The following is a 25685-nucleotide window of genomic DNA, read 5'->3' as shown; positions in this document are numbered from 1 at the left end:
GCTTTCAGCCTCTCGGCAAATGAAACAGCTGCGGCTTGTTCGACACGAAGACGTCCGCTTCCGCGGCGGCGGCAAGAAAGGCCTCGCGGGCGCTGTCCGGGGGCAATTTTTCCATCATCACCTGCCCGAACACCCGCAGCGCCTGGAAATAGGCCTCTCCATCGGTGACCGGCCAGTAGCGCGACAGCAGGTTCATCGCCTGCCTGGTCGAGCTGATGACCATGTACATGCCGATCTTGTCGCGCTCGACGTAACAACTTTCAGACCACTGCTTATCCGCGAGCGTCATTGTGCTCTCCCAGAAGCATTGACCCCTATAAGTCAACCAGGGGTCGAAGCGTTCCATCGATACAAACATTCTTTGCAACAGCACTCCCGTCCGAGATCATCTCCTGAGGATGTCGATCTCGGGAGCTTACCCGATATAGGAAGCCGCTGCCTCTTCGCCAGGGGCCATGGCAGGGGGCCGCCTGCCGCCGCCGTGAGGCCATGACACGTGCTTCGTACCCCTGCGGGACGTGATCTGAGCGAAATCGCACCGAATCTTCACCCATCGGTCTTTCCTTCCGAGGTCACCTGCATAGTTAAGCCAAGTGGCCGCAAGGCATTTTTAAGACGCAAGGAGTCGGGGACAATGGGTTCATCTGTTTTGATTGGTATTCTGATCACCTTTTTGGTGATCATTCTAGTGCTTTGGCTCGTCCAGCGCCTGCCAATCGAGGCGCGCATGCGCCAGATCGTGCAGATCATCGTGATCATCATCGGCATCATTTCGCTGCTGAAGTATCTGGCCGTATTCTAGGCCTCAAGCAAGCGACGGATGCGGCAGGCTCGCATCCGTTGCCGCCTGCAATCAGCGCCCGCCGAGCGACGGGCTAAAGACCATCAGGCTGAGAATTTCGAACAGCACCTGGGCGCCCGCCTGGGCGGTATTGGTGGTCGTGTCATATTGCGGCGCCACCTCGACGACATCGCCTCCCACCAGATTGATGCCTTTCAGGCCCCGGATGAGTTCGAGCACCTCGCGCGTCGTCAGGCCGCCGATCTCAGGTGTGCCGGTTCCCGGCGCGAAGCTCGGATCGAGGCTGTCGATATCGAAGGACAGATAGGTCGGCCCATCGCCGACAATCGCCCGTGCCTTCTCGATGATCGCCGGAATGCCGAGACCGGTGACCTCCTCCGAATGGATGACGGTCATGCCGGACTCGAAGGAAAACTCCCAGAGATATTCGGCCGACCCGCGAATGCCGATCTGCACCGTCCGCGTCGGATCGAGAACGCCGTCGAGCACGGCATTGCGGAACGGCCCCGCATGGTGAAACTTGGTCTGGTCGAAGGGGCCGCTGGTGTCGCAATGGGCATCGATGTGGATCATCCCGACCGGCCTGTTTTTGCCGACCGCCTTCAGGATGGGATGGCTGATCGAATGATCGCCGCCGACCGATAGCGGCAGCACCCCGGCATCGACGATCTGGTTGATGCGCTTCTCGATGTCGTCATGCGACAATTCGAGCCGGTAGCGGCTCTGGAACGGCACGTCGCCGATGTCGGCCACCCTTATATCGAAGACCGGCGCGGTCCCCAGAACATGGTTATAGGGCCCGATGCGCTCGACGGTGCGCAGGGCGCGCGGTCCGAAACGCGAACCCGGACGGTTGGTGACCCCGAGATCCATGGGGATGCCGAGGATCGCCACCTGCAGATTGCCGAAATCGGGATCTTCGGCAGCCACCGGCATGGAGGGCGCGCTGACGAAGGTCGGCAGCCCGGAATAGGGCGCCAGGCGCGTGCCGCTTTTCGAAAAGATTTTCTCGCCGACCTTCCGGAATGCCTCGTCAAAAATCGCGCCGCCTGCGGCATCGCTGAATTTCGCCCGTAGCGCCTCCAGCTTCGTCTTGTCCCAGCTCATCGCCGCTTCCCCTGCTTGCTGTTGTCCTGACGGATTTTGCCGACAGACCGGTTGAGAATGCCGCCGCACTCGTTGTAGCAATAGAAAAACGAGAAAGCCAACATGACCCGCGCCGAAGCCAATCCCCTCATCACCCGCCTGTCGCCGCCGCCGATCCCCTCGGTCCATGCCTGGGGCAGGGCCTATGATGGCCGCCGCGGCCCGCTGATCGACCTGTCGCAGGCGGTGCCGGGCTATCCGACCCATCCTGAGATGCTACGGCTGCTGGGTGAAGCGGCCGCCTCGCCTGACATGACAGGTTATGGGCCGATCGAGGGTGAACCAGTGCTGCGAAAGGCCTATGCGCACCATGTCGGCGCGGTCTACGAGGCGGACATCGGCTCCGAGCACATCCATATTACCGCCGGCTGCAACCAGGCCTTCATGTCTGTCGCGATCGCCGTCGCGGCGTCGGGCGACACCATTGCGCTCACCGATCCCTATTACTTCAATCACCAGACGACCCTGTCGATGCTCGGCATCGACTATAGCCTGGTGCACTGCGATGCCGCCAACGGCTTCCTGCCTGATCTCGCATCAGCCGAAACGGCCTTGGTCGCCGGCGCGCGGGCACTGGTGGTGGTCACCCCCAACAACCCGACCGGCGCCGTCTATCCGAAGGGCCTGCTGCATGCGCTCTTCAGGCTCTGCCAAAGCCACGGCGCCTGGCTGATCGTGGACGAGACCTACCGCGATTTCCTGCCGGAGGGCGACGCCCGGCCGCATGCACTTCTCTCCGAGCCCGGCTGGGAAGAGACGCTGGTGCTGCTCTACAGCTTCTCGAAATCCTTCTGCATCCCGGGCCACCGGCTGGGCGCCATCACCGCCGGACCTGCCCTGGTCGCGGAAATCGCCAAGGTGATGGACAACATGCAGATCTGCGCGCCCCGCGCGCCGCAGACGGCGGTTGCCTGGGCCCTGCCCATCCTCGCCGACTGGCGCGCCGGCAATCGCCGCGAAATCGCCCATCGCGCCGAGGTGCTGCGAAAGGTGTTTGCCGATTTGCCGGAATGGGAAATCGGCGCCATCGGCGCCTATTTCGCCTTCGTCCGCCACCCCTTCGCCGGACAATCGTCGGCGGCGGTGGCCGAGCGGCTAGCGAGGCAGGCAGGCGTCGTCTGCATCCCCGGCAGCTATTTCGGCGCGGATCAGGAAAACTACCTGCGCCTCGCCTTCGCCAATGCCGATGCCGCCTCCATCGCCCTGCTCACGGACCGCCTACGCTGATCCCACACTTCGTTGAGCGCTCCCGCGGCGGGGCTGCTGCAGCAAGCAACCCGCCGACCCTGGCAGGTCCAAGGACAGATACCCGATGCCCGGCACATTTTTTGCATCCCAGGACTTTTGCATTGACTCGCCCGGACTGCCCATATCTATTTGTATAGTCATAAGCGGATCGTAGAAATCCCGCTAAGGGAACAAACACATTCACCTCCTCCGCCAGGAGGATGAAAACTGGAGAGAAATCATGAAGACCAATTCCCTGCTCAAGGGCCTCTTGGGCGCTGCCTTCCTGCTCGGCGCGACGCTGTCGGCCCAAGCCGCCGATACGCTCGCTGCCGTCAAGGCCGCCGGCACCATGAAGGTCGGCACCGAGACTGCCTTCGCCCCCTTCGACTTCATCGATGCCGGCGAGCATGTCGGCCTCAACGTCGACCTCTTCGCCGAAATCGGCAAGGAACTCGGCGTCAAGATCGAGTGGGTCACGCTCCCCTGGGACGGCGTCTTCCCGGCGCTTGAAGCCGGCAAGTTCGACGTTGTCGCCGGTCCTGCGACCATCACCAAGAAGCGCCTCGAGCACTATCGCTTCACCCCGCCGATCGCCGAGGCCAGCATCGCCATCCTGAAGAAGGCCGGCGACAAGAAGATCCTGAAGCCGGAAGACATCGCCGGCACCAAGATCGGCGTCGGCAAGGCCACGTCGCAGCTCGACCAGCTGAAGGAATATTCGGCAACCCTGCCAAAGCCGGTTGAAGTGCGTGAATACGTCTCCTTCAACGACGCCTATGCCGATCTCGCCGCCGGCCGTATCGAAGGCGTTGCCAACTCGCTGCCGAACATCGCTTTCGTCGCCAAGCAGCGCGAAGGCGTCTTCGAAGTCGTCACGCCGACCTTCGGCAAGAAGTCCTATTTCGGCTTCATCGGCCTGAAGGATGCCGACCATGCGCCGCTGATGGACGCCATCGACGCCGCCCTTCTGAAGATCAAGGCCGACGGCCGCATGGCGACGCTGCAGAAGAAGTGGTTCGGCGCCAGCTTCGACACGCCCGATGCCGTCAAGGACCCGGCATTCTGATCTGATCGTCACCATGACGACTGCGCCTCGGCTTGCCGCCGGGGCGCTGGTCGAGACCACATCGGGTCTCCCTGACTGCCAGCCGAGCGAATTGCGGACATGTCCTTCAAACTCTTCGAACTGCTTTTGCAAGCGTCGATCTACACGGTCGCGATCAGCGTCGCGTCGATCCTGATCGGCTTTCTGCTCGCACTGGTCATCTCGGCCATGATGCTGTCGGGCCGGCGCCTCTTCGTTTGGCCCGCCCAACTTTTCATCAGTTTCTTCCGCGGCGTGCCCCTCCTGGTGCAACTGCTGCTGATCTACAATCTGCTGCCGGCCATCGGCATCAACGTGCCGAGCATCGTTGCCGCCATCATCGGCATGTCGCTGTCGACCGCAGCCTATCAGGCGGAAAACCTGCGCGGCGGCTTTGCCAGCGTGCCGCGCGGCCTGATCGAATGCGCCGAAATGGTCGGCCTGACGCCGGCCCAGATCTTCCGCCGCATCAAGGCCCCGATCGCCATGCGGCTCACCTTCCCGGCCCTCGTCAACGAGGCGATCCTGCTGTTGAAGGCCTCGTCGCTCGTCTCCGTGGTCGGCATCATCGAATTGACCCGGATGGCCCAGGATCTCTCCGCCAGCACCTTCCTGCCGCTGCAGATCTTCGCCTCCGCCGGCCTGATCTACCTGATCATCAACTGGATCGTGGCACTGGCAGGCGGCGCGATCGAGCGCTCGCTGCCGGGAGCGCCACGATGAGCTTCGACATCCACGTCATCATCGACCAGTGGCCGGCCATCGTCAGCGGCGGCCTCGTCACCATCCTCATCTGGATCCTCGGCACCATCGCAGCCGCCATCCTCGGCTTCCTGGTCGCCGTCGCCCGCCGTTACGGCGGCCGCGCGGTCGACGCTGTCCTCGGCCTCGTGGTCGCCGTGCTGCGCGGCACGCCCTTCCTGATCCAGATCTTCCTCGTCTATTACGGCGGCCCCTTCATCGGCCTGTCGCTTGACCCGATCCCCGCCGGCCTGATGGGCCTGTCGATCTATGGTGCCGCCTATTACAGCGAGATCTTCCGCTCTGGCTTTGCCGCCGTGCCGACAGGCCATATCGAGGCCGGCGAATGCGTCGGCATGAGCCAGGGCCAGATCATCCGCCGCATTCTCCTGCCCGAGATGATCATGCTGGTGCTGCCGCCCTCGCTAAATATGACCATCATCCTGATGAAGGAGACGGCGGTGCTGTCGATCATCACCGTGCCCGAGCTGACGGCGACGCTGAGCGCCATCGGCTCGCAGCAATATGCCTTCGTCGAAGCGCTGTTCGTGCTTGCCGTCTTCTATTGGGTCCTGGTCGAAGCCACCGGCTGGCTCGGCCATCTCGCCGAAACGAAACTCACCAGATTCAGGTTTTTCAACGCATGAGTATCCCGGCAATCGCAGTCAAGAACCTGGTCAAGAAGTTCGGCGAGACGACCGTCCTCCACGGCATCGACCTCGAGATCCCTCAAGGCCAGGTCTCCTGCCTGATCGGCCCCTCCGGCTCCGGCAAGAGCACGCTGCTGCGCTGCATGGCCTTCCTCGAGGAGGCGACACAGGGCACCATCACCATCGACGGCGAAGTGCTCGGCTTTTCCGAGAATACACAAGGCGTGCGGGAACGCCTGCCGGCATCAACCAACCGCGCCATTCGCAGCCGCATCGGCATGGTGTTCCAGCAGTTCAATCTCTGGCCGCACATGACCGCGCTCGGCAATGTCAGCGAGGCGCTGAAGACGGTGCACAAGATGAGCCGCCGGGATGCGGAGGCCCGCGCCATGGAGCAACTGGTCAAGGTGGGCCTGGAAAACCGCGCCGGCCACTATCCGTCGCAGCTGTCGGGCGGTCAGCAGCAGCGCGTCGCCATCGCCCGGGCGCTGGCCCTGAAGCCGAAGATCATGCTGTTCGACGAACCGACTTCCTCGCTCGACCCGGAACTGACCGGGGAAGTGCTGAACGTCATGCGCGATCTCGCCGCAGAAGGCATGACCATGGTCGTCGTCTCCCACGAGATCGGCTTTGCCGCGACCGTGGGCCAGCAGATGACCTTCCTCGACCACGGCAAGATACTGTTCAGCGGCACCCCGCAAGAGGTCTTCGCCAAACCCCGCCACCCCCGCCTCGAGCAATTCCTCGACACCTACCTCGACCGCGGCGCCTCGACGCTGCTTTAGGCGGCATCTGCATCCGCGAGCAGCTCAGGCATCCGCGTTCGATGCTTCCTTCAGCACGTCGATAAAGGCGCGCAGGCCGGGCGGCACGTGACGCCGACCGGGATAATAGAGAAACAGCCCAGGTATCCAGGGGCACCAGTCCTCGAGGACGAGGACCAGAGCGCCGCTTTCGAGATATGGCCGAAGCCCGCGCTCCGAGACATAGGCGATGCCCATGCCTTTGACGGCAGCCTCGATCATCAGTTGCATATCGTCGAGCGTCAGCGCACCGGCGACGTCGACCGCCATTTCCTGGCCCCGCTTCTCGAACTCCCACCGGAACAGCTTGCCGCTCGTCAGCCGGAAGCGGATGCAGGCATGATCCTTCAGGTCATCCGGCGTCTTCGGAGCGTCACGGCCTCTTAGATAATCAGGGGACGCCACAGCGACAAAGCGGGTCGCCCCCTCGAACGGTACGGCGATCATGTCCTGCGGCAACTGCTCGCCCAGCCTGATGCCCGCATCGAAGCCATCGGCCACGATATCCACCAGCCGTCCCTCCGTCACCAGATCGAGCGACATCTCCGGGTAGCGCTTGAGAAATGTCGGCACCACGGATGCCAGCAGTGCACGGGCGCCGACCGCGCTGGTATTGATCCGCAGCATGCCGCTCGGGCGGCCCCGGAATTCGTCGACTTCCGCCAGGGCGATATCGAAATCCCGGATGACCGGCATCAGCCGCGCCGCAAGCCGCTCGCCCGCTTCGGTCGGCGACACGCTGCGGGTCGTCCGGTTCAGCAACCGCACACCCATGTTGAGCTCGAGCGTCCGGATGACGTGGCTGAGGGTCGACGGCGACAAGCCGAGTTCGTCGGCAGCCTTCCTGAAACTGCGGTGCGAGACAATGGTCACGAAGGCCGTGAGGTCGCCGAGTGTTGGCTTTGCTTTCATGGGTAACTTTCATCAGTTCATGCAGCATTCTGCGGATAGTTGCCATGAACGACAAGCGGTATCCGTGGCTCGACACCAACCGCAGAGGAATTCTTCCATGACAAAAACCTGGTTCATCACCGGCACCTCGTCCGGCTTCGGCAGAATCATGACCGAAAAACTCCTAGTGCGCGGCGATCGCGTCGCCGCGACGCTGCGCAAAGTCGGCGTGTTGGATGAGCTGAAGGCGCGCTACCCCGACCAGCTCTGGATAGCCGCGCTCGACGTCACGGATACCGACGCCGTGCACGCGGTAATGGATCGCGCCTTTGCGGAACTCGGCCGCATCGACACTATCGTCAGCAATGCTGCCTATGCTCTCTTCGGCGCCGGGGAAGAGGTCACCAGCGAGCAGATCCGCCACCAGATCGATACCAACCTGATCGGCTCCATCGAGGTCATTCGCGCAGCCCTGCCGCATCTGCGGGCGCAAGGCGGAGGTCGGATCCTGCAGGTGTCATCGGAGGGCGGACAGATCGCCTATCCGAATTTCAGCCTTTATCACGCCAGCAAATGGGGCATCGAAGGTTTCATTGAGGCTGTCGCCCAGGAGGTCGCCCCGTTCGCTATCGAGTTCACCCTCGTCGAACCCGGCCCGGCCCGCACCGAATTCGCCGGCGGCCTCGTCAGCCCACCACCCATGGCCGCCTACGACAACACGCCGGCGGCACACATTCGCAAAGCGTTGCTAACCGGCGGCTTCGCCATCAAGGGCGATCCCGAGAAGATGGTGCAGGCGATGATCGATTCGACCGAGCGGACCCCGGCACCGTTTCGTCTGGCACTTGGCAGCAGCTCCTACACATCGATCCGCGCTGCGCTGCTCGATCGGCTTGCCGTGCTCGAAGCCTCCAGGGACGTGACCCTCGCGACCGATATCGATGCATGAGGGCGTCGGCGTGTCGGCCGAACTGACGCGCCTCCCCCCGGCAGCCCGCCTCCGTCTGTTTTTCTCCCCGGATTTTGCCTATAGGTTTCGAGCGATCATCGATCGGCGAAACGTCCAGGGGTAATTTCATGCTGCAACGACTGATCGACGGCGGACCGGTGACGCGCACGGTGTCGCTGCCGCGGGGACGGCATCGGCTGCATGCCATGCCGACCAGCGCCGGCTACGAGATCCGGCAGGACGAAGTCTATGACTGGGACGGTCGCAAGCGCGGGCAGACGCCGTTCACCGTCCTGCAGCACACGATCGGCGGCGAAGGACGGCTGCGCTACGAGAACCGCAACCACCGCGTCGGTGCCGGCGATACCCTGCTGGTCCTGGTGCCGCACAACCACCGCTACTGGCTGGAGAAGAACGGCCGCTGGGACTATTTCTGGATCTCGATGAATGGCGAGGAGGCGCTGCGCATCCACCGGCTGGTGCTCGCGGCCGCAGGCCCCGTTCTGAAGCTGCAGCAAAGCACCATCGACCACCTGGCGGACTGCAGCCTGCAGCTGATTCACGAGGCAAACACGCCGGCCAGGGCATCTGCCATCGCCTATGCCGCAGCCATGGCGCTCTACGACGACGTCTTCAGTTCCCATGGCGTGGCCACCGACCAGAGCGCAATGCAGACGGTGATCGACCACATCCATGCCAACCTCGACAAGCCATTGCCCGTCCATGAACTGGCAGAGGTGAGCGGGCTCAGCCGCGCCCATTTCTCGCGCGTCTTTGCCGAGAGCGAGGGCCTGCCGCCGGCCGAGTTCGTGCTGCAGCAGCGCATGCAGCGCGCGGCGACCCTTTTGACCAAGACCGCCTTCCTGCCGGTGAAGGAGGTGGCGATCATGTCGGGTTTCGACGACGCCAATTACTTCTCGAAGGCCTTCCGCCGCGTCTATGGGATCAATCCGACCGAGTTTCGCACGACAGGCATGTATGCCTCCCTGCGCGCCACGCCGCCCGGGGCCCAGAGCAAGCCCTGAGGTCAGCCGTTTCAGCCGACCCGGATCTGGTTGTCCACCGATGCGACGCCCGGAACCGCCGACGCCACCTCTGCGGCGCGCGCGACTTCCTCTTGCGTGGCGACGGCACCGCTGAGCACGATCGCATCGCCCTCCACCGTCACCAGCACGTCCGAGGCGTCGATACCGCCCGAGACTGCCAAGGCGTCGGCGACGCTGACCTCAAGGGTGGCGCGGTTCTTGTTTTCGATTTCGATTTCCGGCTCGCTGCCGAAAAATTCGCGGGGTTTGGAAACCATGGCCGTCTCTCCTCCTGTTGCTGGGGATGAAACGTCGACACGGCTGGAATGGTTCAGTCGGGGGCTCCGGACGCCCTTCCGCGGCGCTTCAAGGCTACCACTTGATATTGTAGCGCATCCGCACGTCGCCTGAACGCGTCGCGGACAGCGGGTCCGCCATCGAGGCGGTGAGATTGAGATGCGGCGCAATCGGCTGATTCAGCCCCAGCGAGCCGGTCAGGCTGCCGGTGGCGCTCGTCACCGTGCTGCTCGCCGACAGCGCGGTGCCGGCCCAGGGATAGGTCATCGTCAGCGCCTGGGTGAGGTCGACCGAAGCCGGCACGCCACTGGTCGTCGCATAGTTGATGTTGAGCGAGCGCGACGCCTGCAGGTCGAGATCCTGGGAATAGATCCACTTCTTCGACTGGCTGAGGGATACGCCGCCATTGCCGCGCAGCGTGTCGATGCGGATGACCAGCGCCCGGCTGTCCTTCCCGGCGAGCGTGCTCCTGCTGTCAGTGACCTTGCCCCACAGCGTCGCCAGTTCGGAGCCGCTCATCAGCTTGCCGCCCTGCCCGGTGCTCAGCCCGAGATCGGCACCGGCGCTCGCCTCGAGGGGAACGGGGAGACGCACGCCGACCGTCGTCTGGTAGACCCGCGGCGCCACCCTGACCGGCGTCCAGATCAGCGCGCCATCGGCCATGGCCCGCTCGGACATCAGGCTGGTGCCGAGGAAGGACCCGAGGGACGCGATGAGAAAAACCGACTTGGCCATGGATTATCTCCAGGGTTTGCACAGAAACAGGCGGACACCGTCCGCAATGACTTGCAACCGAATATCGGCAGGCGCCGCGGTTCGGGTACGCTTTGTTGGAAAGGGCAAGGGCCCGGACGATCGGATCGTCGCCGGCGAAAGCGCCGGACAGCTTTTTGAGAGAAGCCGTGTGGTTGTCGGCTAATGATCCCATCCGCACCTTGGCTTGTAAACCCCTGCACAAAAGATTTATGCTGCATCGCACACTTGCCGCCCCGAACCTTCCACGCTAGAGCCGTGCAAGACGTGGGAATGAGGCACATATTCAACCATGACAACGGACACGCAGGCGCCACGCCGGCTGACGGTTCTGGGCTCGACCGGTTCCATCGGCCAGAATACCCTCGATGTCATCGCCCATCTGGGCGGACGCGCGGCTTTCGAGGTCAAGGCGTTGACCGGCAATGGCAACGTCGCTCTTCTCGCTGAACAGGCCAGGGCAACGGGTGCCTCCCTCGCCGTGACCGCCAGCGACGCGCATTACATTGCGCTGAAGGAAGCACTGTCCGGTTCGGGTATCGCTGTCGCCGCTGGCCGCAACGGCCTGATGGAAGCTGCCGAAATGGACTCCGACTGGGTCATGGCCGCCATCGTCGGCACGGCCGGCCTGGCGCCGACACTGACCGCCGCCCGCCGCGGCGCCGATATCGCGCTTGCCAACAAGGAATGCCTCGTCTCCGCCGGCGACCTTTTCGTGACGGCGGTGAGGAAGGGTGGAGGCCGGCTGCTGCCGGTCGACAGCGAACACAACGCGATCTTCCAGGTGCTGGAGGAAAACCAGCGCCATGCGCTTGAGCGCGTCATCATCACTGCTTCGGGCGGCCCGTTCCGCACCTTCAGCCTCGACGAGATGGCCGATGTCACGGTCGAAACCGCCCGCGCCCACCCGAATTGGTCGATGGGCCTGAAGATCTCGATCGACAGCGCCTCGATGTTCAACAAGGCGCTGGAAATGATCGAGGCGCGCCATCTCTTCGATCTGACGCCCGAGCAGATCGAGGTCGTCGTGCATCCGCAATCGGTGGTTCATTCGATGGTCGGCTATGCCGATGGCTCGGTGCTGGCCCAGCTCGGCGCGCCCGACATGCGAACCGCCATCGGCTATGCTCTCTCCTATCCGCGCCGGTCGCATCTGCCGGTCGAGCGACTGGATTTCACGCGGCTGTCCCGGCTGGATTTCGAAGTGCCGGATGAGCAGCGGTTTCCGGCACTTCGCCTTGCCCGGCTGGCGATGACCCGCGGCGGCGTGCAGGGCGCGGTGCTGAACGGTGCCAAGGAAATGGCGCTCGAGGCCTTCATCGACGGCCGCACCGGCTTTCTGACGATGGCAAGGGTGGCGGAAACCGTCATGGACCGGCTGGCCCACCTGCCGGCGGCGACCACCATGGATGATGTCTTTGCCGCAGACGAAGAAGCCCGGCGACTGGCGACCGGGCTCCTGAACTAATCAGCTGTCAGACGATACCGCGCCTCAGGCAACGGCGCGGGCGAGCGCGCAGCGGGCCCATAGCGACTGCACCGCATCGACCAGATGGGCGATGTCGGCATCGCTGTGCAGCGGTGTCGGGGTGATGCGCAGGCGCTCGGTCTTCTTCGGCACGGTCGGATAGTTGATCGGCTGAACATAGACGTCGAAGCTGTCGAGCAGGATATCCGAGATCCACTTGCACTTGGCCGCATCGCCGACGAGGATCGGAACAATATGGCTCGGGTTCGGCAGATGCGGGATGCCGGCCACATCGAGCATGGCGCGCAGCTTGCGGACGCGATCCTGGTGACGGGCGCGCTCGAAACTGCTGGTCTTCAGGTGCTGGATCGAGGCGACGGCACCGGCAGCAAGGGCCGGCGGGATCGACGTCGTGAAGATGAAGCCCGAAGCAAACGAGCGGATGAAATCGCAGAGCGCGGTGGATGCGGCAATATAGCCGCCCATGACGCCGAAAGCCTTGCCGAGCGTTCCCTCGATGACGGTGATGCGATCCATCAGGCCTTCGCGCTCAGCAATGCCGCCGCCGCGCGTGCCATACATGCCGACGGCATGCACTTCGTCGAGATAGGTCATGGCGCCGTACTTGTCGGCGAGATCGCAGATCTCCTTGATCGGCGCGATATCGCCATCCATCGAATAGACGGATTCGAAGGCGATCATCTTTGGAGCCTTGGGATCGGCGGCGGCAAGCTTTGCCTCCAGATCCTTGAGGTCGTTGTGGCGCCAGATCACCCGGTCGCATTTCGCATAACGGATGCCCTCGATCATCGAGGCATGGTTCAGCGAATCCGAGAAGATGATCATGCCGGGGATGCGCGAGCCGAGCGTGCCAAGCGCAGCCCAGTTCGAGACATAGCCTGACGTAAAGACCAGCGCCGATTCCTTGCCGTGAAGGTCGGCTAGTTCGCGCTCCAGGAGAACGTGGTAGTGGGTGGTGCCAGAAATATTCCGGGTGCCTCCCGCACCCGCGCCACAGTGATCGATCGCCTCCTTCATGGCGTCCACCACCTTCGGGTGCTGGCCCATGCCGAGATAGTCGTTTGAACACCAGACGGTCACATCACGGGGGCCGTCAGGCGTGTGGCGGGTGGCGCGCGGAAAATTGCCGCGATGGCGCTCCAGATCGGCAAACACGCGATAGCGGCCTTCCTGATGCAGCCCGTCCAGTTCACCCTTAAAAAATGCTTCGAAGTCCATCATTTTCTCCAGTGCCGTGTCTGATGTGTAGGACGGTTACACGGCACGTCAATCCTCACCGCACGATTGCGGCAAATGGCCATAGTTTGGAATTACTCGAAAGAGAAAATAACCCATCGTCCGGCATTTGCAATTGATCCATGGCAACTCTTTAGTGACGTATTGTCACGGGCGTATATTAAATTAAAGTAAAATACCACCTAACGCCGACAGCAGCGCGGGCCGACGAAGCCAGCCTGTGATCTCCCGCTAGAAAAGCGCTCTTAAAAATCTTCGCGTGTCCATGGACAAACACACTTTACCCTATATTTTGATTATATAGCGAGCTTCAAGACGGCGTCGACGCCGCGTTAGACCGATGGGGACGGCCTGCCGTATAACGGCGTATGAACGTGGAGAGAAACATGAAGAAAGTCTTAGCCTTCGTCTTGATCGGCTTGTCGATTGCAAGCTGCACACAGACGGAACAGGGTGCCGGCATCGGTGCTGCCTCCGGCGCGCTGATCGGCGCCGCCGCAACGGGCAATATCCGCGGCGCGGCCATTGGCGGCGCCATCGGCGGTCTGACCGGCGCGGCCATCGGCAGCGTCGCAGAACAGCCTGGACAATGCTATTATCGCGACCGCTATGGTCGCCGCTACATCGATGACTGCCCGCGCGGCGGTTATCGCGACGACGGCTACTGAGCCATCTCGAGTGGCGGGTTCCGGACAGGATCCGGGCCCCGCACCCGTCTTCTTTGCCATCCAGCGTATATTATTAAAATGCTACACATGGCAAATTTTAGCAGCTATGGTGGGATGCGTTAACCGTTGGAAACGCAAAGCTGGCTCAATTGTAGTAACCGTAAAGCGGCGTATGTACATCAGACGAACCGGCCCGGGGATTGGTTTTGCGTATCGACGAGCAGGCACCGTTATTGCGGTCGCAGCCTGTATATCCGTGACTCCCGCCTTCGTCGGCGACGCTTTCGCCTTCAAGCTCTTCGGCATCAATTTCTTCGGCAAGGACGATGACACCAAGGACGCGGTCGCCGACCCCGTAAGCTATTCCGTCACGCTGAATACCGGCCCTGCCGACAAGGACCTGGCATCGGCGCTGGAGCAAAGTTCCATGCTCGTCGCCGACAAGGACAAGGCGGTATCGGGCGACCTCGGCGTCGTCATCAAGGCGCGCGACGATCGCGACCGGCTGCTGGCCTCCCTTTACGAGAACGCCCGCTACGGCGCCGTCGTGGTCATCACCGTTAACGGCACCGACATCGACAAGCTGCCGCCGCAGCCGACTTTTCCGCGCGGAAAGCCTGTTCCGATCGTTGTGACGGTCGATCCCGGCCCGATTTTCAAGCTTGGCAAGATCCGCCTGGAAGACGATGCCGCCAAGTTGGACGCTGCCAGTTACGGGCTGACGCCCGGAGGCGCCGCCGGCTCGGTCGTCATCATCAAGGCTGCCGACAAGATGGTCGCCGACCTCAAGAACGAAGGCCGGCCGCTGGCAAGAGTGTCGAGACGCGACGTCGTCGCCGACCATGCGACCAATACGGTCGATGTGACCCTCGCAGCAGAGAGCGGCCCGGTCGCCAATATCGGCAACATCACGGTCACGGGCGAGAAGCGCCTCAACCCGACCTTCGTCCAGCGCTACTCGCGCATCAACAAGGGCGACCGCTATTCGCCTGACGCATTGAAGAAGGCGGCCGAGAGACTGCGCAAGCTGGGCGCTATCGGCAGCGCGACCTTGCATCAGCCCGACAAGCTCGCTCCGGATGGCACGCTGCCGCTCGAACTCGAGATTTCCGAGGCGAAGCGCCATTACTTCGGCGTCGGCGCACAATATTCGACCACCGATGGATTTGGCCTGCAGGGCTACTGGGGCGACCGCAACCTGTTCGGCCAGGCCGAATCGCTGCGCATCGAAGGCACCGTCTCGCGCCTCGGCGAGACCACCAACTACCAGGACCTCGATTACGAGGCGGGCATCATCTACACCAAGCCCGCCGCTGTGCTCGCCGCCGGCACCTTCACGGCCAGCCTCAAGGCGCTCAGCTCCAATCCGGACAACTACAGCGCCCGGACGATTACCGCCGATGCCGGCTACGCCTATAAACTCAGCGACTACGACACTGCCCTGGCGAGCGGCCGCGTCACCTATGAAGACAGCACCACCGATGCCTTCGGCGACCAGCAGTTCCTGACCTTCTCGATCCCGCTGCAATATATCCGCGACACGCGCGACAACAAGCTCGATCCGACCGAGGGTTACCGGGCAAGCGTCGACGCACAGCCGAGCTACGAGGCCTTGGGCGGCACCATCTTCACCTCGATCGAAGGCTCGATTTCAGGCTACAAGGGCATCGGCTCCGACGACAATGTCATCTTTGCCGGCAAGCTGGCGGCCGGCTCGCTGCTGGGCGCCGACGATATTTCCGACATTCCGACGACCCGCCGCTTCTTTGCCGGCGGCGGCGGCTCGGTGCGCGGTTATGCCTACCAAGAGATCACCGCGTACAACGATAAGAACCAGGCGGTCGGCGGCAGTTCCTACGCCACCGCATCGCTCGAAGCGCGCGTGAAAGTCACGAAGACCATCGGCCTAGTGCCATTCGTTGACGTCGGCAGCGTCACCAGCGGCGTCGTTCCGGACTTTTCCGACCTTCGCATCGGCGCCGGCGTCGGGCTGCGCTACGCCACGCCTTTCGGTCCGATCCGGCTGGACGTCGCGGTTCCTTTGAACAAGTACCAGGGCAGCGCGTCCTACGGCATCTATGCCGGTATCGGACAATCCTTTTAAACAGGCAGCGGGAGACACGCTTTCCTGTCTGGCACCAAGTGGGGTAAAGTCGCTCTGATGAGCACCTTGATAAGAGTTTTGAGCGGACTGACCAAGCTCGTCGGCATCGTGCTCGTTGCCTTCGTCGCGATCGCCGTCGCGCTGGTGCTGGCGATCGGCTTTGCGCCTGGTGTCACCCGCTTTGCCGTCGATGAAGTCGCCAAGCTTGCCTCGACCCCAGACCGCACGATCACCGTGACGGACCCTTCCGGCCTATTGACCGGCAGGTTGCGTGCGGCCGACATCACGCTTTCCGACACCACGGGCGTCTTTGCCCATATCTCCGATCTTTCGATCGACTGGTCTCCCCTCGCCCTCCTCAACGGCACCTTTCACGCCGAACGTATCGCCGCCGCCAAGGTCGAGATCGCCCATGCGCCGGTCGCGACCGCCGAGGAAGTGCCGCAACCCACCCAGGCGACGCGCCAGGCCTTCACTCTGCCGGTCGCCGTCACCATTGATGCCTTCAACCTGCCCGACATCCGCCTGAGCCAGCAGCTGGCCGGCAAGAACTTTGCGCTCGCGGCGTCGGGCAGCGTGCGGGCGGAGGCGAACAGCATGGCGCTGAAGCTGACCGCCAACCGCCAGGATGTGCCGGAAGCCAGGCTTTCCGCCGACGTGGTCTATGCCCCCGACGAAAACCGCCTGCAATTGAAGGCTAATCTCGCCGAGCCCGAAGGCGGCATGCTGGCCGCCATGTTGCGGCTGCCCGGCAACCCGGCGATGACCATCGACCTCTCCGGCCAGGGACCGCTATCGGACTGGAGCGGCAAGCTGCAGGCCGCGCTGAACGGCCAGCCGACGGCAACGATCGAGGGCCGGCACATCCTTGCCGCCGACGGTATCCGCCGCATCACCGTCAAGGGCGGCGGCAAGGTCGATTCGCTGCTGCCCCCGAACTTCCGGCCGCTGTTTGCCGGACAGACCAACATCGATGTCGCCGCGGCCTTCGACGGCAAGGGCAAGATCGACATCCAGACGGGTAATCTCGCCACCGGCAGCGTCGTGCTTGCCGCCTCCGGTACGCTCGACCCTGCCGGCAACAACAGCCTCAACGCCAACCTGATCGGCACCTCCGGCCCCGTCGACTTCCGCTGGCCGCTGGCCGATGGCGAAGCGCGCGCCCTGATTTCCCGGGTCGACCTCGCGCTGACGGGTGCTGCTCAGTCGGCGAAGATCGAGGCGCGGGCGCAGCTGGACAGCGCCAGCGTGCCGCAGGGCCGTCTCGGCAAGATCGACCTCACCGCCAAGAGCGAGGACTTCAATCTCGCGGCAAGCTCCGGTCCACTCCTTGTCAACCTGGCGATCGGCGAGACCTCCTTTGCCAACCTCGATCTCGACCGCGCCGTGCGTGGCCCGGTGACCCTCTCGGCGCCGCTGCAACTGTCTTCCGGCAATATCGGCTTCAATGGTTCGGCGCTGCAGAGCGCCGGCATCGGCGGCACGCTGAACGGCCGCTACACCTTCAGCTCGCAATCGCTGAACGGGAATTTCAAATTGCAGATGGCGCCGACCGCGCTCCCGGATGCGGTGGCGGCAAAGTTCGATTCTCCCCTGTCGTTGGAAGCACAGGTTGCCGGCACCATTCCGTCGAAAATCAATCTTTCCAATTTGCACCTGAAGACCGCCACGGCCGAACTCAACGGCAACCTGGCGCTTGCCAACCAGACCCTGACGGCTGACCTTACCGGCCGCCTGCTGAACCTCTCCAAGCTGCTGCAAACGGCCGATGGCCAGGCGGATTTCGCCCTCAAGGCATCAGGGCCGCTCTCGACGCTCAACGTCGATGCCAGCCTCAAGGCCATCAATGTCAAGCTGGCCGGCCGCTTGCTCGACACGCTCGATGTCTCCGTCAAGGGCGTCGCCGATCCGAAGGCACCGTCCGGCACTGTCAACGCGACAGGCTCGATGGACGGCAAGCCGATCAGCATCAGCGCCAATGCCACCTCGAAGGATGGCGTCACCGACATACCGGGCCTGGACGTCGAAATCGGCGGCAACAGCCTGAATGGCTGGCTGACGCTTTCCCCCAGCTTTCAACCGGCCGGCGCCATCACCTTCGATCTGCCGGACATCGGCCTGCTGGCGGCGCTCGCCGGCCAGCGCGCCGACGGCGATCTCAGGGGCGACGTCAAGATCGACAACGACAACGGCAAGACCTCGCTTGTCGTCAATGCCTCGGGCAAAGGTTTGAGGCGGGACGATCTCGCCGTTGTCAAGCCGGAGATCGGCCTCACCATCAGCGACCTCAAGGCCTTCTCGGCGAATGGCAGCGTCCGCGCCGGCGAGATTGCCTCGGGCACGAACCGCATTGTCTCCCCGGCTCTGACCTTCCGGCAGCAAGGCAACCGCACCGATTTCGACCTCAAGGCCAACTATGACGACAAGCCCGTGACGGCCGCCGGCAATGTCGAGACCGGCGACGGCCAGACCGTCGTCAGCCTCGACAGCTTTGCCGCCACACCGCGTGCCATACCGGTGAAACTGAGCGCGCCGACCAAGGTGACGATCAAGGACGGCACCGTGGCGCTGGAAGGCCTTACCATCCAGACCGGCAGCGGCTCGATCACCGTCACCGGCAGCGCCGGCGATACGCTGAACATCCAGGCCAAGATCACCAGCCTGCCTGCAAGCCTTGCCAATACCTTCGTGCCGAGCCTCGACGCAGAAGGCGCCATCTCCGGAACGGCGAAGGTAACCGGCAAGCCCGCCGCGCCGGATGTCGCCTTCCAGGCGGACTGGGCCAACGCCGCCACCAGCCAGACGAAATCAGCCGGCATCGGCGCGCTCGGGGTCAAGACCACAGGGCGCTTCGCCGACAACAAGGTGACCATCGACCTGGCGCTGACAGGCCCATCGGGCCTCACTCTCAATGGTGGCGGCAGCGTCGAGGTGGCCGGCAGCAAGGCGCTCGCCATGAAGTTCGACGGCACCGTTCCCTTCGAGGTTCTGGGCGCACAGCTCGCATCCCAGGGGCTCGTCGCCAACGGCGCGGCCAGGATAAACCTGCAGATCGGCGGCACCACCGCCGCGCCCTCCTTCGGCGGCAGTGTTAACGTCAGCGGCGCCAAGATCACCGACGTCCGCCGCAATCTCGGCGCAACGGGCATCACCGCAACAGTGACCCTGGACGGCCAGCAGGCCCGCCTCTCGAATGTCAGCGCCACGCTGACGAGCGGCGGCACTGTCTCGGCCAGCGGCACCATCGGCATATCGGGCGACTTCCCCGCCGATATCCTCATCAAGCTCAACAACGCCACCTATGTCGACGGTACGCTTGTGACGGCAACCGTCGACGGCACGCTGGGCGTCAAGGGGCCGATCGTGACAGCGCCTGTTCTCAGCGGCCGGCTGAACCTGCGCAAGGCGTCGATCACCGTGCCGGAGAAGCTGCCTGCCTCCCTGTCGGAGATCAACATCCGCCACAAGAACGCGCCGCGCGCCGTCACTGCCCAGTTCAAGAAAGACAGGGCCCAGGGGACGAGAGAAAAGTCGACCAGCCTCGGTCTGGACCTGCAGCTCGACGCACCTTCGCAGATCTTCGTGCGCGGGCGTGGCATCGACGCCGAGCTCGGTGGCAGCGTCATCATCAAGGGCACCGCGGCAGCGCCAGCCGTCACAGGCGGCTTCACCATGCGCCGTGGCCGTATGACCATTCTCAGCCGCCGCCTGGATTTCACCGACAAGAGCCGTATCAGCTTTGCCGGCGACCTGACGCCGACGCTCGACATGGAAGCCAGCTCGACCGCCAGCTCGACCACCGTCACGGTCAATGTCACCGGGGTCGCCACCGATCCGACCATTGGCTTCTCCTCCTCCCCGGCCCTGCCGCAGGACGAGGTGCTGGCGCAGCTGATCTTCGGCCAATCCATGGCGAAGCTCTCGCCTGTTCAGATCGCCCAGCTGGCCGATGCCGCCAGCCAGCTCGCCGGCGGCCGCTCGACCTCGCTGTTCGAAGGCCTGCGCAACCAGCTCGGCGTTGACGATCTCGACGTCACCACGGATTCCAAGGGGCAGGCTCAGGTGGGCGTCGGTCGCTATATCAACAAGCGCACCTATCTCGAACTGCAGCAAGGGACCGGCAATTCGACCAAGGCCGTCATCAACCTCGATGTCGGGCGCGGCGTCAAGCTGCAGGGCTCAGCCGGCTCGAACGGGGCCGGCGGCGCCGGCATCGTCTACGAACACGAATACGATTGACCTCAGGCGCTGGCCGGCGCCGACGCAGAGAGACTTTGCCGCGGCCGCAACACGTCGTGCTAAGGGTTAGAACCCGGTCTTGCTGGTCTTCAGCAGGATATTCGATTCCGTCGTGTTGATACCGTCGATCAGCCGGATGCGGCGCAGCGTCTCGTCAAAGCCGACAAGATCATGGCTCTCCAGCTCCGCGATGAAGTCCCATTTGCCGTTGGTGCTATGCAGCGCCCTCACCTGCGGCAGTCCGCGCAGTTGATCCGCCACCCGGTCGGCGAGCCGGCCCAACACTTCGATCATAACGATGGCCCGGACGCCGGCGGCTCGCCCCTCGTGGCCGGTGCGGATGGTAAAGCCGGTGATGGTGCCGTTTTCGACAAGCCGGTCGATGCGGGCAGCGACAGTCGCGCGGGATGCACCGGTGGCCGCCGCCAGCGAGGAGACGGAGGTGCGCGAGTTATGCCGGAGTGCACTCAGTAGATCCCGGTCCAGATCATCCATGGTCCTGTCACTTTGCTATGTCATACTTCTCAACTTGTTCAATCATACGCCTAAACCGACACTTTTCCACCTTTTTGCTGTCATCGCCGCAGGCCATACTGCCGATGCAAATTCCGGAGCCGCTTCATGAACACCAACCCGACCGCCGTGACGCTGATTGGCGTACCCCTCGAAGAAGGCTCCGGCCGCCGCGGCGCCGCCATGGGTCCGACGGCGCTCAGGATCGCCGGCATCGACAGGATGCTGACGGATCTCGGCCATTCGGTCGTCGACAGCGGCGACCTGCACCCAGCGCCCGCCGCCGATCTGCCGGATCATCCAAAAGCCCATCATCTGAAGATCGTCGGCGCCTTCACCCGCGATCTGGAAGCGCGCGTCCACGACGTCGCCGCAGCCGGCGGTTTCCCGCTGATCCTCGGCGGCGACCATGCCCTGTCGATGGGCAGCGTGTCCGGCATGGCCCGCCATGCGGCCGCCGTCGGCCGGCCGCTGTTCGTGTTGTGGCTCGATGCCCATGCCGATTTCAATTCGCCCGAGACCTCGCCGTCAGGCAATATCCACGGCATGCCCGTCGCCTTCTTCTGCGGCGAGGCCGAGTTCGCCGACATCTTGCCGGCCAATCGTCCTTTCGTCGACCCGCGCAATGTCTACCAGGTCGGCATACGCTCGGTTGACCCGCATGAGCGCGACGAGATCCATGAGCACGGCGTCAACGTCTTCGACATGCGCGCCATCGACGAACAGGGGGTTGCTGCGATCATCAGCAACATCCTGGCGACGGTCGCCAACGCCAATGGCCTGCTGCATGTCAGCTTCGACGTCGATTTCCTCGATCCCGATGTGGCGCCGGGCGTCGGCACCACGGTTCCGGGTGGCGCCACTTACCGCGAGGCGCATCTGGTGATGGAAATGCTGTCTGACAGCGGCCTCGTCTCGTCGCTCGACCTCGTCGAACTCAACCCCTTTCTCGATGATCGCGGCAAGAGCGCCCGCGTTCTCGTCGAGCTGACGGCCAGCCTGTTCGGCCGCCGCATCTTCGACCGCCCGACCCGCGCCGCATAACGCCAGAGGAGGAATATCCGTGACCCTGTCCGCCAATCTCATCGCCACCGAGCAGCGGCTTGGCGCCCACAACTACAAGCCGCTCGACGTCGTGCTGGCGCGGGGTGAAGGGGTCTATGTCTGGGACACCGACGGCAATCGCTACCTCGATTGCCTCTCGGCCTATTCCGCCGTCAACCAGGGCCACTGCCACCCGAAGATTCTGGCCGCCATGACCGAGCAGGCGGCCAAGCTGACGCTGACCTCGCGCGCCTTCCGCAACGACCAGCTGGCCTATCTCTATGAGGAGCTGGCGGCGCTGACCGGCTCGCACAAGATATTGCCGATGAATTCCGGCGCCGAGGCTGTCGAGACGGCCGTCAAGGCCGTCCGCAAATGGGGCTACGAGGTCAAGGGGGTCCCCGAGAACCGCGCGGAAATCATCGTCTGCTCGGAGAATTTCCACGGCCGCACGCTCGGCATCATCAGCTTCTCGACCGATCCGGATGCCCGCAACGGCTTCGGTCCCTATGCCCCCGGCTTCGTCACCGTCCCGTTCGGCGATGCCGATGCGCTGGCCGCCGCCATCACCGAAAACACCGTCGCCGTTCTGATCGAGCCGATCCAGGGCGAGGCCGGCGTCATCATCCCGCCGGCAGGCTATTTCACCCGCGTCCGCGAGCTCTGCACCGCGCACAACGTCACGCTGATCCTCGACGAGATCCAGACCGGCCTTGGGCGCACCGGCAGATTGCTGGCCGAGGAACATGAGGGCATCGAGGCCGACGTGACGCTGATCGGCAAGGCGCTGTCGGGCGGGTTTTATCCCGTGTCGGCCGTGCTCTCCAATTCGGAGGTGCTTGGCGTCCTGAAGCCTGGCCAGCACGGCTCGACCTTTGGCGGCAACCCGCTGGCCTGTGCGGTCGCCCGGGCTGCGCTCAAGGCGCTAACGGAAGAGGGCATGATAGAGAACGCCGCTGTCATGGGCGACCGCTTCCTCAAGGGCCTGCGCACGATCCGCTCCAACATCGTCCGGGAGGTGCGCGGCCGCGGCTTGATGATGGCAGTAGAATTGGAACCTGAAGCCGGCGGCGCGCGGGCCTATTGCGACGCGCTCAGGGCGCTCGGTATCCTTGCCAAGGACACCCACGGCCACACCATTCGCCTGGCACCGCCGCTGGTCATCACCGCCGATCAGGTCGATTGGGCCCTGGAAAGAATAGCCCGCGTTCTCGCCTAACGGGTACGCCGGGGGGGTGCATTCAGAACCAGACAAATGATTAAATTAAACCCCCTAAAACTCGAGGGGGGTGGGCGTTGTTAAGGATTTTCTTAATAACTGTAGGATTATACAGTCTAACTGGGCAGCGGGATAACTTCTCGAGCATGATGTGACTGCCAGCCGAAGTATCGGCATGTAAAAAAATCATTAAGCATGCAAGTCGCCGAACAAAGCGCCCGTTGAGACGGAAATATCTGGTAGAGAGTGTCTCTGACACATCTCCCTTCTGTTCGCATCGTTATTCGCCTTGGGGTTTGACGACGTTGCAACAGCGGGAGAATAATATGTCCTTGATGTCGATTGGATTTGGAACTGACGCGAAGGCGATTAACGCAGCCTTGATGAACTCGCAGGCGGTGATCGAATTCGATCTGACGGGAAAGGTCATCACGGCCAATGCCAATTTCTGCGATGCGCTCGGCTACAAGCTCACCGAGATCGTCGGCAAGCATCACAGCATGTTCTGCGAACCGGACTATGTCGCGTCACCTACCTACCGCGAGTTCTGGGCAAATCTTGGCGCCGGCAAATTCAACGCTGGCGAATACAAGCGCCTCGCCAAGGGTGGCCGCGAGGTCTGGCTGCAGGCGAGCTACAATCCGATCCTGTCGCATGGCAAACCCTACAAGGTCGTCAAGTTCGCCAGCGACGTGACGAGCGCAAAGCTCGCTGCCGCCGATGCCCAGGGCAAGATCGAAGCCGTCTCCCGTGTCCAGGCCGTGATTGAATTCACGCCCGCCGGCGAGGTGCTGACGGCCAACGAAAACTTCCTGTCGCTGCTCGGCTATAGCCTCGACGAGATCCGTGGCCGCCATCATCGGATATTCTGCGACCCGGCCTATATCGCCACGCCGGCCTACAAGGCCTTCTGGGAAAAGCTGGCTGGCGGCGAGTTCGTTGCCGAGGAATTCATGCGCGTCGGAAAGGGTGGCAAGATCGTCTGGATCCAGGCCTCCTACAACCCGATCCGCGATATGAGCGGCAAGGTCTTCAAGGTCGTCAAGTTCGCCACCGACGTGACCGAGCGTGTCCGCGCGGTAAGTGAGCTTGCCTCGGGCCTGACTGCGCTGTCGAACGGCGACCTGATGTCGCGCATCGACAAACCATTCATGCCGACGCTTGAAGCGGTCCGCGTCGATTTCAATCACTCGCTCGAGAAGCTCGGATCTGCCATGCGCCTCGTGGCCGAGAACGCCAACGGCATCGCCGCCGGGGCCGGCCAAGTTCGCATCGCTTCCGATGAACTTTCCAGGCGCACCGAACAACAGGCGGCAGCCGTGGAAGAGACGGCAGCAGCGCTTGAAGAAATTACCCAGACCGTCGCCGATAGCGCCCGCCGGGCCGAAGAGGCATCCAATCTTGTGGCTCAGACACGCGGCGGCGCCGAACTATCGGGATCTGTGGTTCGCAACGCCGTCGAGGCGATGGGGGAGATCGACAAGTCATCGCGCGAAATCAGCAACATCATCAGCGTCATCGACGACATTGCCTTCCAGACCAACCTTCTGGCGCTGAATGCCGGCGTCGAGGCCGCCCGCGCCGGTGAGGCCGGCAAGGGCTTCGCTGTCGTTGCCCAGGAGGTGCGCGAACTGGCGCAGCGCTCTGCCAAGGCGGCAAAGGAAATCAAGACGCTGATCACCACCTCCGCCACCCAGGTCAAAAACGGCGTCGCGCTGGTCGACCAGACCGGTCGCGCATTGCAGACGATCGTCGGCCAGGTGGGCGAGATCGACACCAACGTTGCCGCCATTGTCGTGGCAGCTCGGGAACAGGCAACGGGCCTGAAGGAAATCAACACTGCCGTCAACTCGATGGACCAGAACACCCAGCAGAATGCCGCTATGGTCGAGGAAACCACGGCGGCCAGCAATAGCCTGGCCGACGAGGCCGACAGCCTGCGCGAGTTGCTGACGCAATTTAGATTTGAGAAACCTTCTTCCGCTAATATTCAACAAAGGCGACCTGATGCCCGGCACGCGGCACAGGTGGCTCCGGCTCCAAGGGCCAAGGCTGTCCGCGCTGGTCGCGGCGGGGCTGCCGTTGCTCTTGCACATGAAAATTGGGAAGAATTCTGATGGCAACGATCACCACCACCAGCTTCAGCGGCGACATGCTTGAGATCATTGCCTTCAGGCTTCATGATCAGGAGTTCTGCGTCAAGACCACCACCATCCGCGAGATTCGCGGCTGGGCGCCATCGACGCCCATCCCCCATTCGCCGGCGGACGTCATCGGCGTCATGAACCTGCGCGGCTCGGTCATTCCGATCATCGACCTTGCCTACAAGCTCGGCATGAGCAGCACCATTGCCAACGAGCGTAGCGCCATCGTCGTCGCCGAGGTCCATAACATGGTTATCGGCATGCTGGTCGACCGCGTTTCCGACATTCTCACCATCGGCTCGAATCAGGTGCAGCCGGTTCCGGAAGTCACCGCCTCCTTCGACCGGGCGTTCTGCGAGGGCATCATTGCCTCGGAAAACGGAATGATCTGCTTCCTGAACCTGGCAAAGATGTTCAAGGAGCAAGACGGCGAAGATCTCGCCGCCTGATTTCAAGCCATCGTTGGCGACAACAAACCGCTCCAGCCTGGGGCGGTTTTTTTGTCTCTTCCAACCAGGCCGCGCACCCCAGTCCGCGCACCGTCAAGTAGCAACAAAGTTCATATCGCTTATTTAGCATATACGATTACTTAATGAAGTCGGTAACATAATGTCATCTGCAGCGACGGGAGCTGCGGGTAGCATCGTCATCGGACTGG

Annotated in this window: 23 protein-coding genes; 16 read left to right on the top strand and 7 right to left on the bottom strand. The window is 63.1% G+C overall.

What is annotated here, in order from left to right:
• Positions 1–4 precede the first annotated feature (4 nt).
• The gene (locus tag VH564_RS07485; protein ID WP_423339175.1) at positions 5–289 is read right to left on the bottom strand and encodes a DUF982 domain-containing protein; all 285 of its coding nucleotides are present in this window, start codon (positions 287–289) and stop codon (positions 5–7) included.
• A 345-nt stretch (positions 290–634) separates the two neighbouring features.
• Here VH564_RS07485 and VH564_RS07480 point away from each other — a divergent pair, with 345 nt between their 5' ends.
• A complete protein-coding gene (locus VH564_RS07480) occupies positions 635–802 on the top strand; it encodes a Thivi_2564 family membrane protein (RefSeq protein WP_423339174.1) in 168 nt (55 codons plus the stop codon).
• Positions 803–853: 51 nt separating this feature from the next.
• On the opposite strand, the gene speB is transcribed toward VH564_RS07480, so the two are convergent.
• On the bottom strand, positions 854–1909 hold the full coding sequence (gene speB / locus VH564_RS07475; protein WP_423339173.1) for an agmatinase: 1056 nt from the start codon (positions 1907–1909) through the stop codon (positions 854–856).
• Between the two features lie 102 nt (positions 1910–2011).
• Here speB and VH564_RS07470 point away from each other — a divergent pair, with 102 nt between their 5' ends.
• The 5 genes from VH564_RS07470 (at position 2012) to VH564_RS07450 (ending at position 6438) form a co-directional block, all read left to right on the top strand.
• On the top strand, positions 2012–3175 hold the full coding sequence (locus tag VH564_RS07470; RefSeq protein WP_423339172.1) for an aminotransferase: 1164 nt from the start codon (positions 2012–2014) through the stop codon (positions 3173–3175).
• Positions 3176–3416: 241 nt separating this feature from the next.
• The gene (locus tag VH564_RS07465) at positions 3417–4244 is read left to right on the top strand and encodes a transporter substrate-binding domain-containing protein (RefSeq protein ID WP_423339171.1); all 828 of its coding nucleotides are present in this window, start codon (positions 3417–3419) and stop codon (positions 4242–4244) included.
• A gap of 99 nt (positions 4245–4343) precedes the next feature.
• Positions 4344–4985, top strand: a complete 642-nt coding sequence (locus tag VH564_RS07460) for an amino acid ABC transporter permease (RefSeq protein ID WP_423339170.1) — start codon at positions 4344–4346, stop codon at positions 4983–4985.
• On the top strand, positions 4982–5650 hold the full coding sequence (locus VH564_RS07455; protein ID WP_423339169.1) for an amino acid ABC transporter permease: 669 nt from the start codon (positions 4982–4984) through the stop codon (positions 5648–5650). Before VH564_RS07460 ends, VH564_RS07455 begins: the two co-directional genes overlap by 4 nt.
• Positions 5647–6438, top strand: coding sequence for an amino acid ABC transporter ATP-binding protein (locus tag VH564_RS07450; RefSeq protein ID WP_423339168.1), 792 nt, complete (start codon positions 5647–5649; stop codon positions 6436–6438). The genes VH564_RS07455 and VH564_RS07450 overlap by 4 nt, the downstream gene beginning before the upstream one ends.
• Positions 6439–6462: 24 nt before the next feature.
• Here VH564_RS07450 and VH564_RS07445 read toward each other — a convergent pair whose 3' ends face one another.
• A complete protein-coding gene (locus tag VH564_RS07445) occupies positions 6463–7368 on the bottom strand; it encodes a LysR family transcriptional regulator (RefSeq protein ID WP_423339167.1) in 906 nt (301 codons plus the stop codon).
• Between the two features lie 97 nt (positions 7369–7465).
• Here VH564_RS07445 and VH564_RS07440 point away from each other — a divergent pair, with 97 nt between their 5' ends.
• The gene (locus VH564_RS07440) at positions 7466–8296 is read left to right on the top strand and encodes an SDR family oxidoreductase (RefSeq protein ID WP_423339166.1); all 831 of its coding nucleotides are present in this window, start codon (positions 7466–7468) and stop codon (positions 8294–8296) included.
• Between the two features lie 128 nt (positions 8297–8424).
• Positions 8425–9321 carry an AraC family ligand binding domain-containing protein gene (locus VH564_RS07435; protein ID WP_423339165.1) on the top strand — a complete coding sequence of 299 codons (897 nt, stop codon included), beginning with the start codon at positions 8425–8427 and terminating at the stop codon, positions 9319–9321.
• A gap of 11 nt (positions 9322–9332) precedes the next feature.
• Here the strand turns inward: VH564_RS07435 and VH564_RS07430 are convergent, their stop codons facing one another.
• Together VH564_RS07430 and VH564_RS07425 are read right to left on the bottom strand one after the other, a co-directional pair.
• Positions 9333–9599 (bottom strand): BON domain-containing protein, encoded by a 267-nt coding sequence (locus tag VH564_RS07430; RefSeq protein WP_423339164.1) that lies wholly within the window; start codon positions 9597–9599, stop codon positions 9333–9335.
• A 94-nt stretch (positions 9600–9693) separates the two neighbouring features.
• Positions 9694–10353: a hypothetical protein gene (locus tag VH564_RS07425; protein ID WP_423339163.1), complete on the bottom strand. Its 660-nt coding sequence runs from the start codon at positions 10351–10353 to the stop codon at positions 9694–9696.
• A 310-nt stretch (positions 10354–10663) separates the two neighbouring features.
• Here VH564_RS07425 and dxr point away from each other — a divergent pair, with 310 nt between their 5' ends.
• On the top strand, positions 10664–11839 hold the full coding sequence (gene dxr, locus VH564_RS07420) for a 1-deoxy-D-xylulose-5-phosphate reductoisomerase (protein WP_423339162.1): 1176 nt from the start codon (positions 10664–10666) through the stop codon (positions 11837–11839).
• A 24-nt stretch (positions 11840–11863) separates the two neighbouring features.
• Here the strand turns inward: dxr and hemA are convergent, their stop codons facing one another.
• Positions 11864–13078 carry a 5-aminolevulinate synthase gene (gene hemA / locus VH564_RS07415; protein ID WP_423339161.1) on the bottom strand — a complete coding sequence of 405 codons (1215 nt, stop codon included), beginning with the start codon at positions 13076–13078 and terminating at the stop codon, positions 11864–11866.
• Positions 13079–13482: 404 nt separating this feature from the next.
• Between hemA and VH564_RS07410 the strand changes: the two genes are divergently transcribed.
• The 3 genes from VH564_RS07410 to VH564_RS07400 all read left to right on the top strand — a co-directional run bounded on the left by VH564_RS07410 (position 13483) and on the right by VH564_RS07400 (position 20107).
• The gene (locus VH564_RS07410) at positions 13483–13764 is read left to right on the top strand and encodes a YMGG-like glycine zipper-containing protein (protein ID WP_423339160.1); all 282 of its coding nucleotides are present in this window, start codon (positions 13483–13485) and stop codon (positions 13762–13764) included.
• A 172-nt stretch (positions 13765–13936) separates the two neighbouring features.
• The gene (locus VH564_RS07405) at positions 13937–15868 is read left to right on the top strand and encodes an autotransporter assembly complex protein TamA (protein ID WP_423339159.1); all 1932 of its coding nucleotides are present in this window, start codon (positions 13937–13939) and stop codon (positions 15866–15868) included.
• A 57-nt stretch (positions 15869–15925) separates the two neighbouring features.
• Positions 15926–20107 carry a translocation/assembly module TamB domain-containing protein gene (locus VH564_RS07400; protein WP_423339158.1) on the top strand — a complete coding sequence of 1394 codons (4182 nt, stop codon included), beginning with the start codon at positions 15926–15928 and terminating at the stop codon, positions 20105–20107.
• A gap of 66 nt (positions 20108–20173) precedes the next feature.
• Here the strand turns inward: VH564_RS07400 and VH564_RS07395 are convergent, their stop codons facing one another.
• Positions 20174–20602, bottom strand: coding sequence for an Lrp/AsnC family transcriptional regulator (locus VH564_RS07395; RefSeq protein ID WP_423339157.1), 429 nt, complete (start codon positions 20600–20602; stop codon positions 20174–20176).
• Positions 20603–20728: 126 nt separating this feature from the next.
• Between VH564_RS07395 and rocF the strand changes: the two genes are divergently transcribed.
• From rocF to VH564_RS07375, 4 genes are all read left to right on the top strand, one after another.
• Entirely contained in the window at positions 20729–21664 is a 936-nt protein-coding gene (gene rocF / locus VH564_RS07390) for an arginase (protein WP_423339156.1), read from the top strand.
• A 19-nt stretch (positions 21665–21683) separates the two neighbouring features.
• Positions 21684–22883 carry an ornithine--oxo-acid transaminase gene (rocD, locus tag VH564_RS07385; RefSeq protein WP_423339155.1) on the top strand — a complete coding sequence of 400 codons (1200 nt, stop codon included), beginning with the start codon at positions 21684–21686 and terminating at the stop codon, positions 22881–22883.
• Positions 22884–23209: 326 nt separating this feature from the next.
• A complete protein-coding gene (locus VH564_RS07380; RefSeq protein WP_423339154.1) occupies positions 23210–25000 on the top strand; it encodes a methyl-accepting chemotaxis protein in 1791 nt (596 codons plus the stop codon).
• Complete coding sequence (locus VH564_RS07375) at positions 25000–25476, top strand: chemotaxis protein CheW (RefSeq protein ID WP_423339153.1); 477 nt, start codon at positions 25000–25002, stop codon at positions 25474–25476. The genes VH564_RS07380 and VH564_RS07375 overlap by 1 nt, the downstream gene beginning before the upstream one ends.
• The last annotated feature ends 209 nt before the right edge of the window (positions 25477–25685 follow it).

It is taken from the genome of Rhizobium sp. HT1-10, from assembly GCF_049472505.1.
Lineage (GTDB): Bacteria > Pseudomonadota > Alphaproteobacteria > Rhizobiales > Rhizobiaceae > Rhizobium.
This window is presented reverse-complemented; position numbering and strand designations above follow the sequence as displayed.

Excerpts from the sequence above, each read along its gene's own strand:
- VH564_RS07485 (WP_423339175.1), bottom strand. The coding sequence starts at position 289 with ATGACGCTCGCGGATAAGCAGTGGTCTGAAAGTTGTTACGTCGAGCGC.
- VH564_RS07480 (WP_423339174.1), top strand. The coding sequence starts at position 635 with ATGGGTTCATCTGTTTTGATTGGTATTCTGATCACCTTTTTGGTGATC.
- speB (WP_423339173.1), bottom strand. The coding sequence starts at position 1,909 with ATGAGCTGGGACAAGACGAAGCTGGAGGCGCTACGGGCGAAATTCAGC.
- VH564_RS07470 (WP_423339172.1), top strand. The coding sequence starts at position 2,012 with ATGACCCGCGCCGAAGCCAATCCCCTCATCACCCGCCTGTCGCCGCCG.
- VH564_RS07465 (WP_423339171.1), top strand. The coding sequence starts at position 3,417 with ATGAAGACCAATTCCCTGCTCAAGGGCCTCTTGGGCGCTGCCTTCCTG.
- VH564_RS07460 (WP_423339170.1), top strand. The coding sequence starts at position 4,344 with ATGTCCTTCAAACTCTTCGAACTGCTTTTGCAAGCGTCGATCTACACG.
- VH564_RS07455 (WP_423339169.1), top strand. The coding sequence starts at position 4,982 with ATGAGCTTCGACATCCACGTCATCATCGACCAGTGGCCGGCCATCGTC.
- VH564_RS07450 (WP_423339168.1), top strand. The coding sequence starts at position 5,647 with ATGAGTATCCCGGCAATCGCAGTCAAGAACCTGGTCAAGAAGTTCGGC.
- VH564_RS07445 (WP_423339167.1), bottom strand. The coding sequence starts at position 7,368 with ATGAAAGCAAAGCCAACACTCGGCGACCTCACGGCCTTCGTGACCATT.
- VH564_RS07440 (WP_423339166.1), top strand. The coding sequence starts at position 7,466 with ATGACAAAAACCTGGTTCATCACCGGCACCTCGTCCGGCTTCGGCAGA.
- VH564_RS07435 (WP_423339165.1), top strand. The coding sequence starts at position 8,425 with ATGCTGCAACGACTGATCGACGGCGGACCGGTGACGCGCACGGTGTCG.
- VH564_RS07430 (WP_423339164.1), bottom strand. The coding sequence starts at position 9,599 with ATGGTTTCCAAACCCCGCGAATTTTTCGGCAGCGAGCCGGAAATCGAA.
- VH564_RS07425 (WP_423339163.1), bottom strand. The coding sequence starts at position 10,353 with ATGGCCAAGTCGGTTTTTCTCATCGCGTCCCTCGGGTCCTTCCTCGGC.
- dxr (WP_423339162.1), top strand. The coding sequence starts at position 10,664 with ATGACAACGGACACGCAGGCGCCACGCCGGCTGACGGTTCTGGGCTCG.
- hemA (WP_423339161.1), bottom strand. The coding sequence starts at position 13,078 with ATGGACTTCGAAGCATTTTTTAAGGGTGAACTGGACGGGCTGCATCAG.
- VH564_RS07410 (WP_423339160.1), top strand. The coding sequence starts at position 13,483 with ATGAAGAAAGTCTTAGCCTTCGTCTTGATCGGCTTGTCGATTGCAAGC.
- VH564_RS07405 (WP_423339159.1), top strand. The coding sequence starts at position 13,937 with ATGTACATCAGACGAACCGGCCCGGGGATTGGTTTTGCGTATCGACGA.
- VH564_RS07400 (WP_423339158.1), top strand. The coding sequence starts at position 15,926 with ATGAGCACCTTGATAAGAGTTTTGAGCGGACTGACCAAGCTCGTCGGC.
- VH564_RS07395 (WP_423339157.1), bottom strand. The coding sequence starts at position 20,602 with ATGGATGATCTGGACCGGGATCTACTGAGTGCACTCCGGCATAACTCG.
- rocF (WP_423339156.1), top strand. The coding sequence starts at position 20,729 with ATGAACACCAACCCGACCGCCGTGACGCTGATTGGCGTACCCCTCGAA.
- VH564_RS07380 (WP_423339154.1), top strand. The coding sequence starts at position 23,210 with ATGTCCTTGATGTCGATTGGATTTGGAACTGACGCGAAGGCGATTAAC.
- VH564_RS07375 (WP_423339153.1), top strand. The coding sequence starts at position 25,000 with ATGGCAACGATCACCACCACCAGCTTCAGCGGCGACATGCTTGAGATC.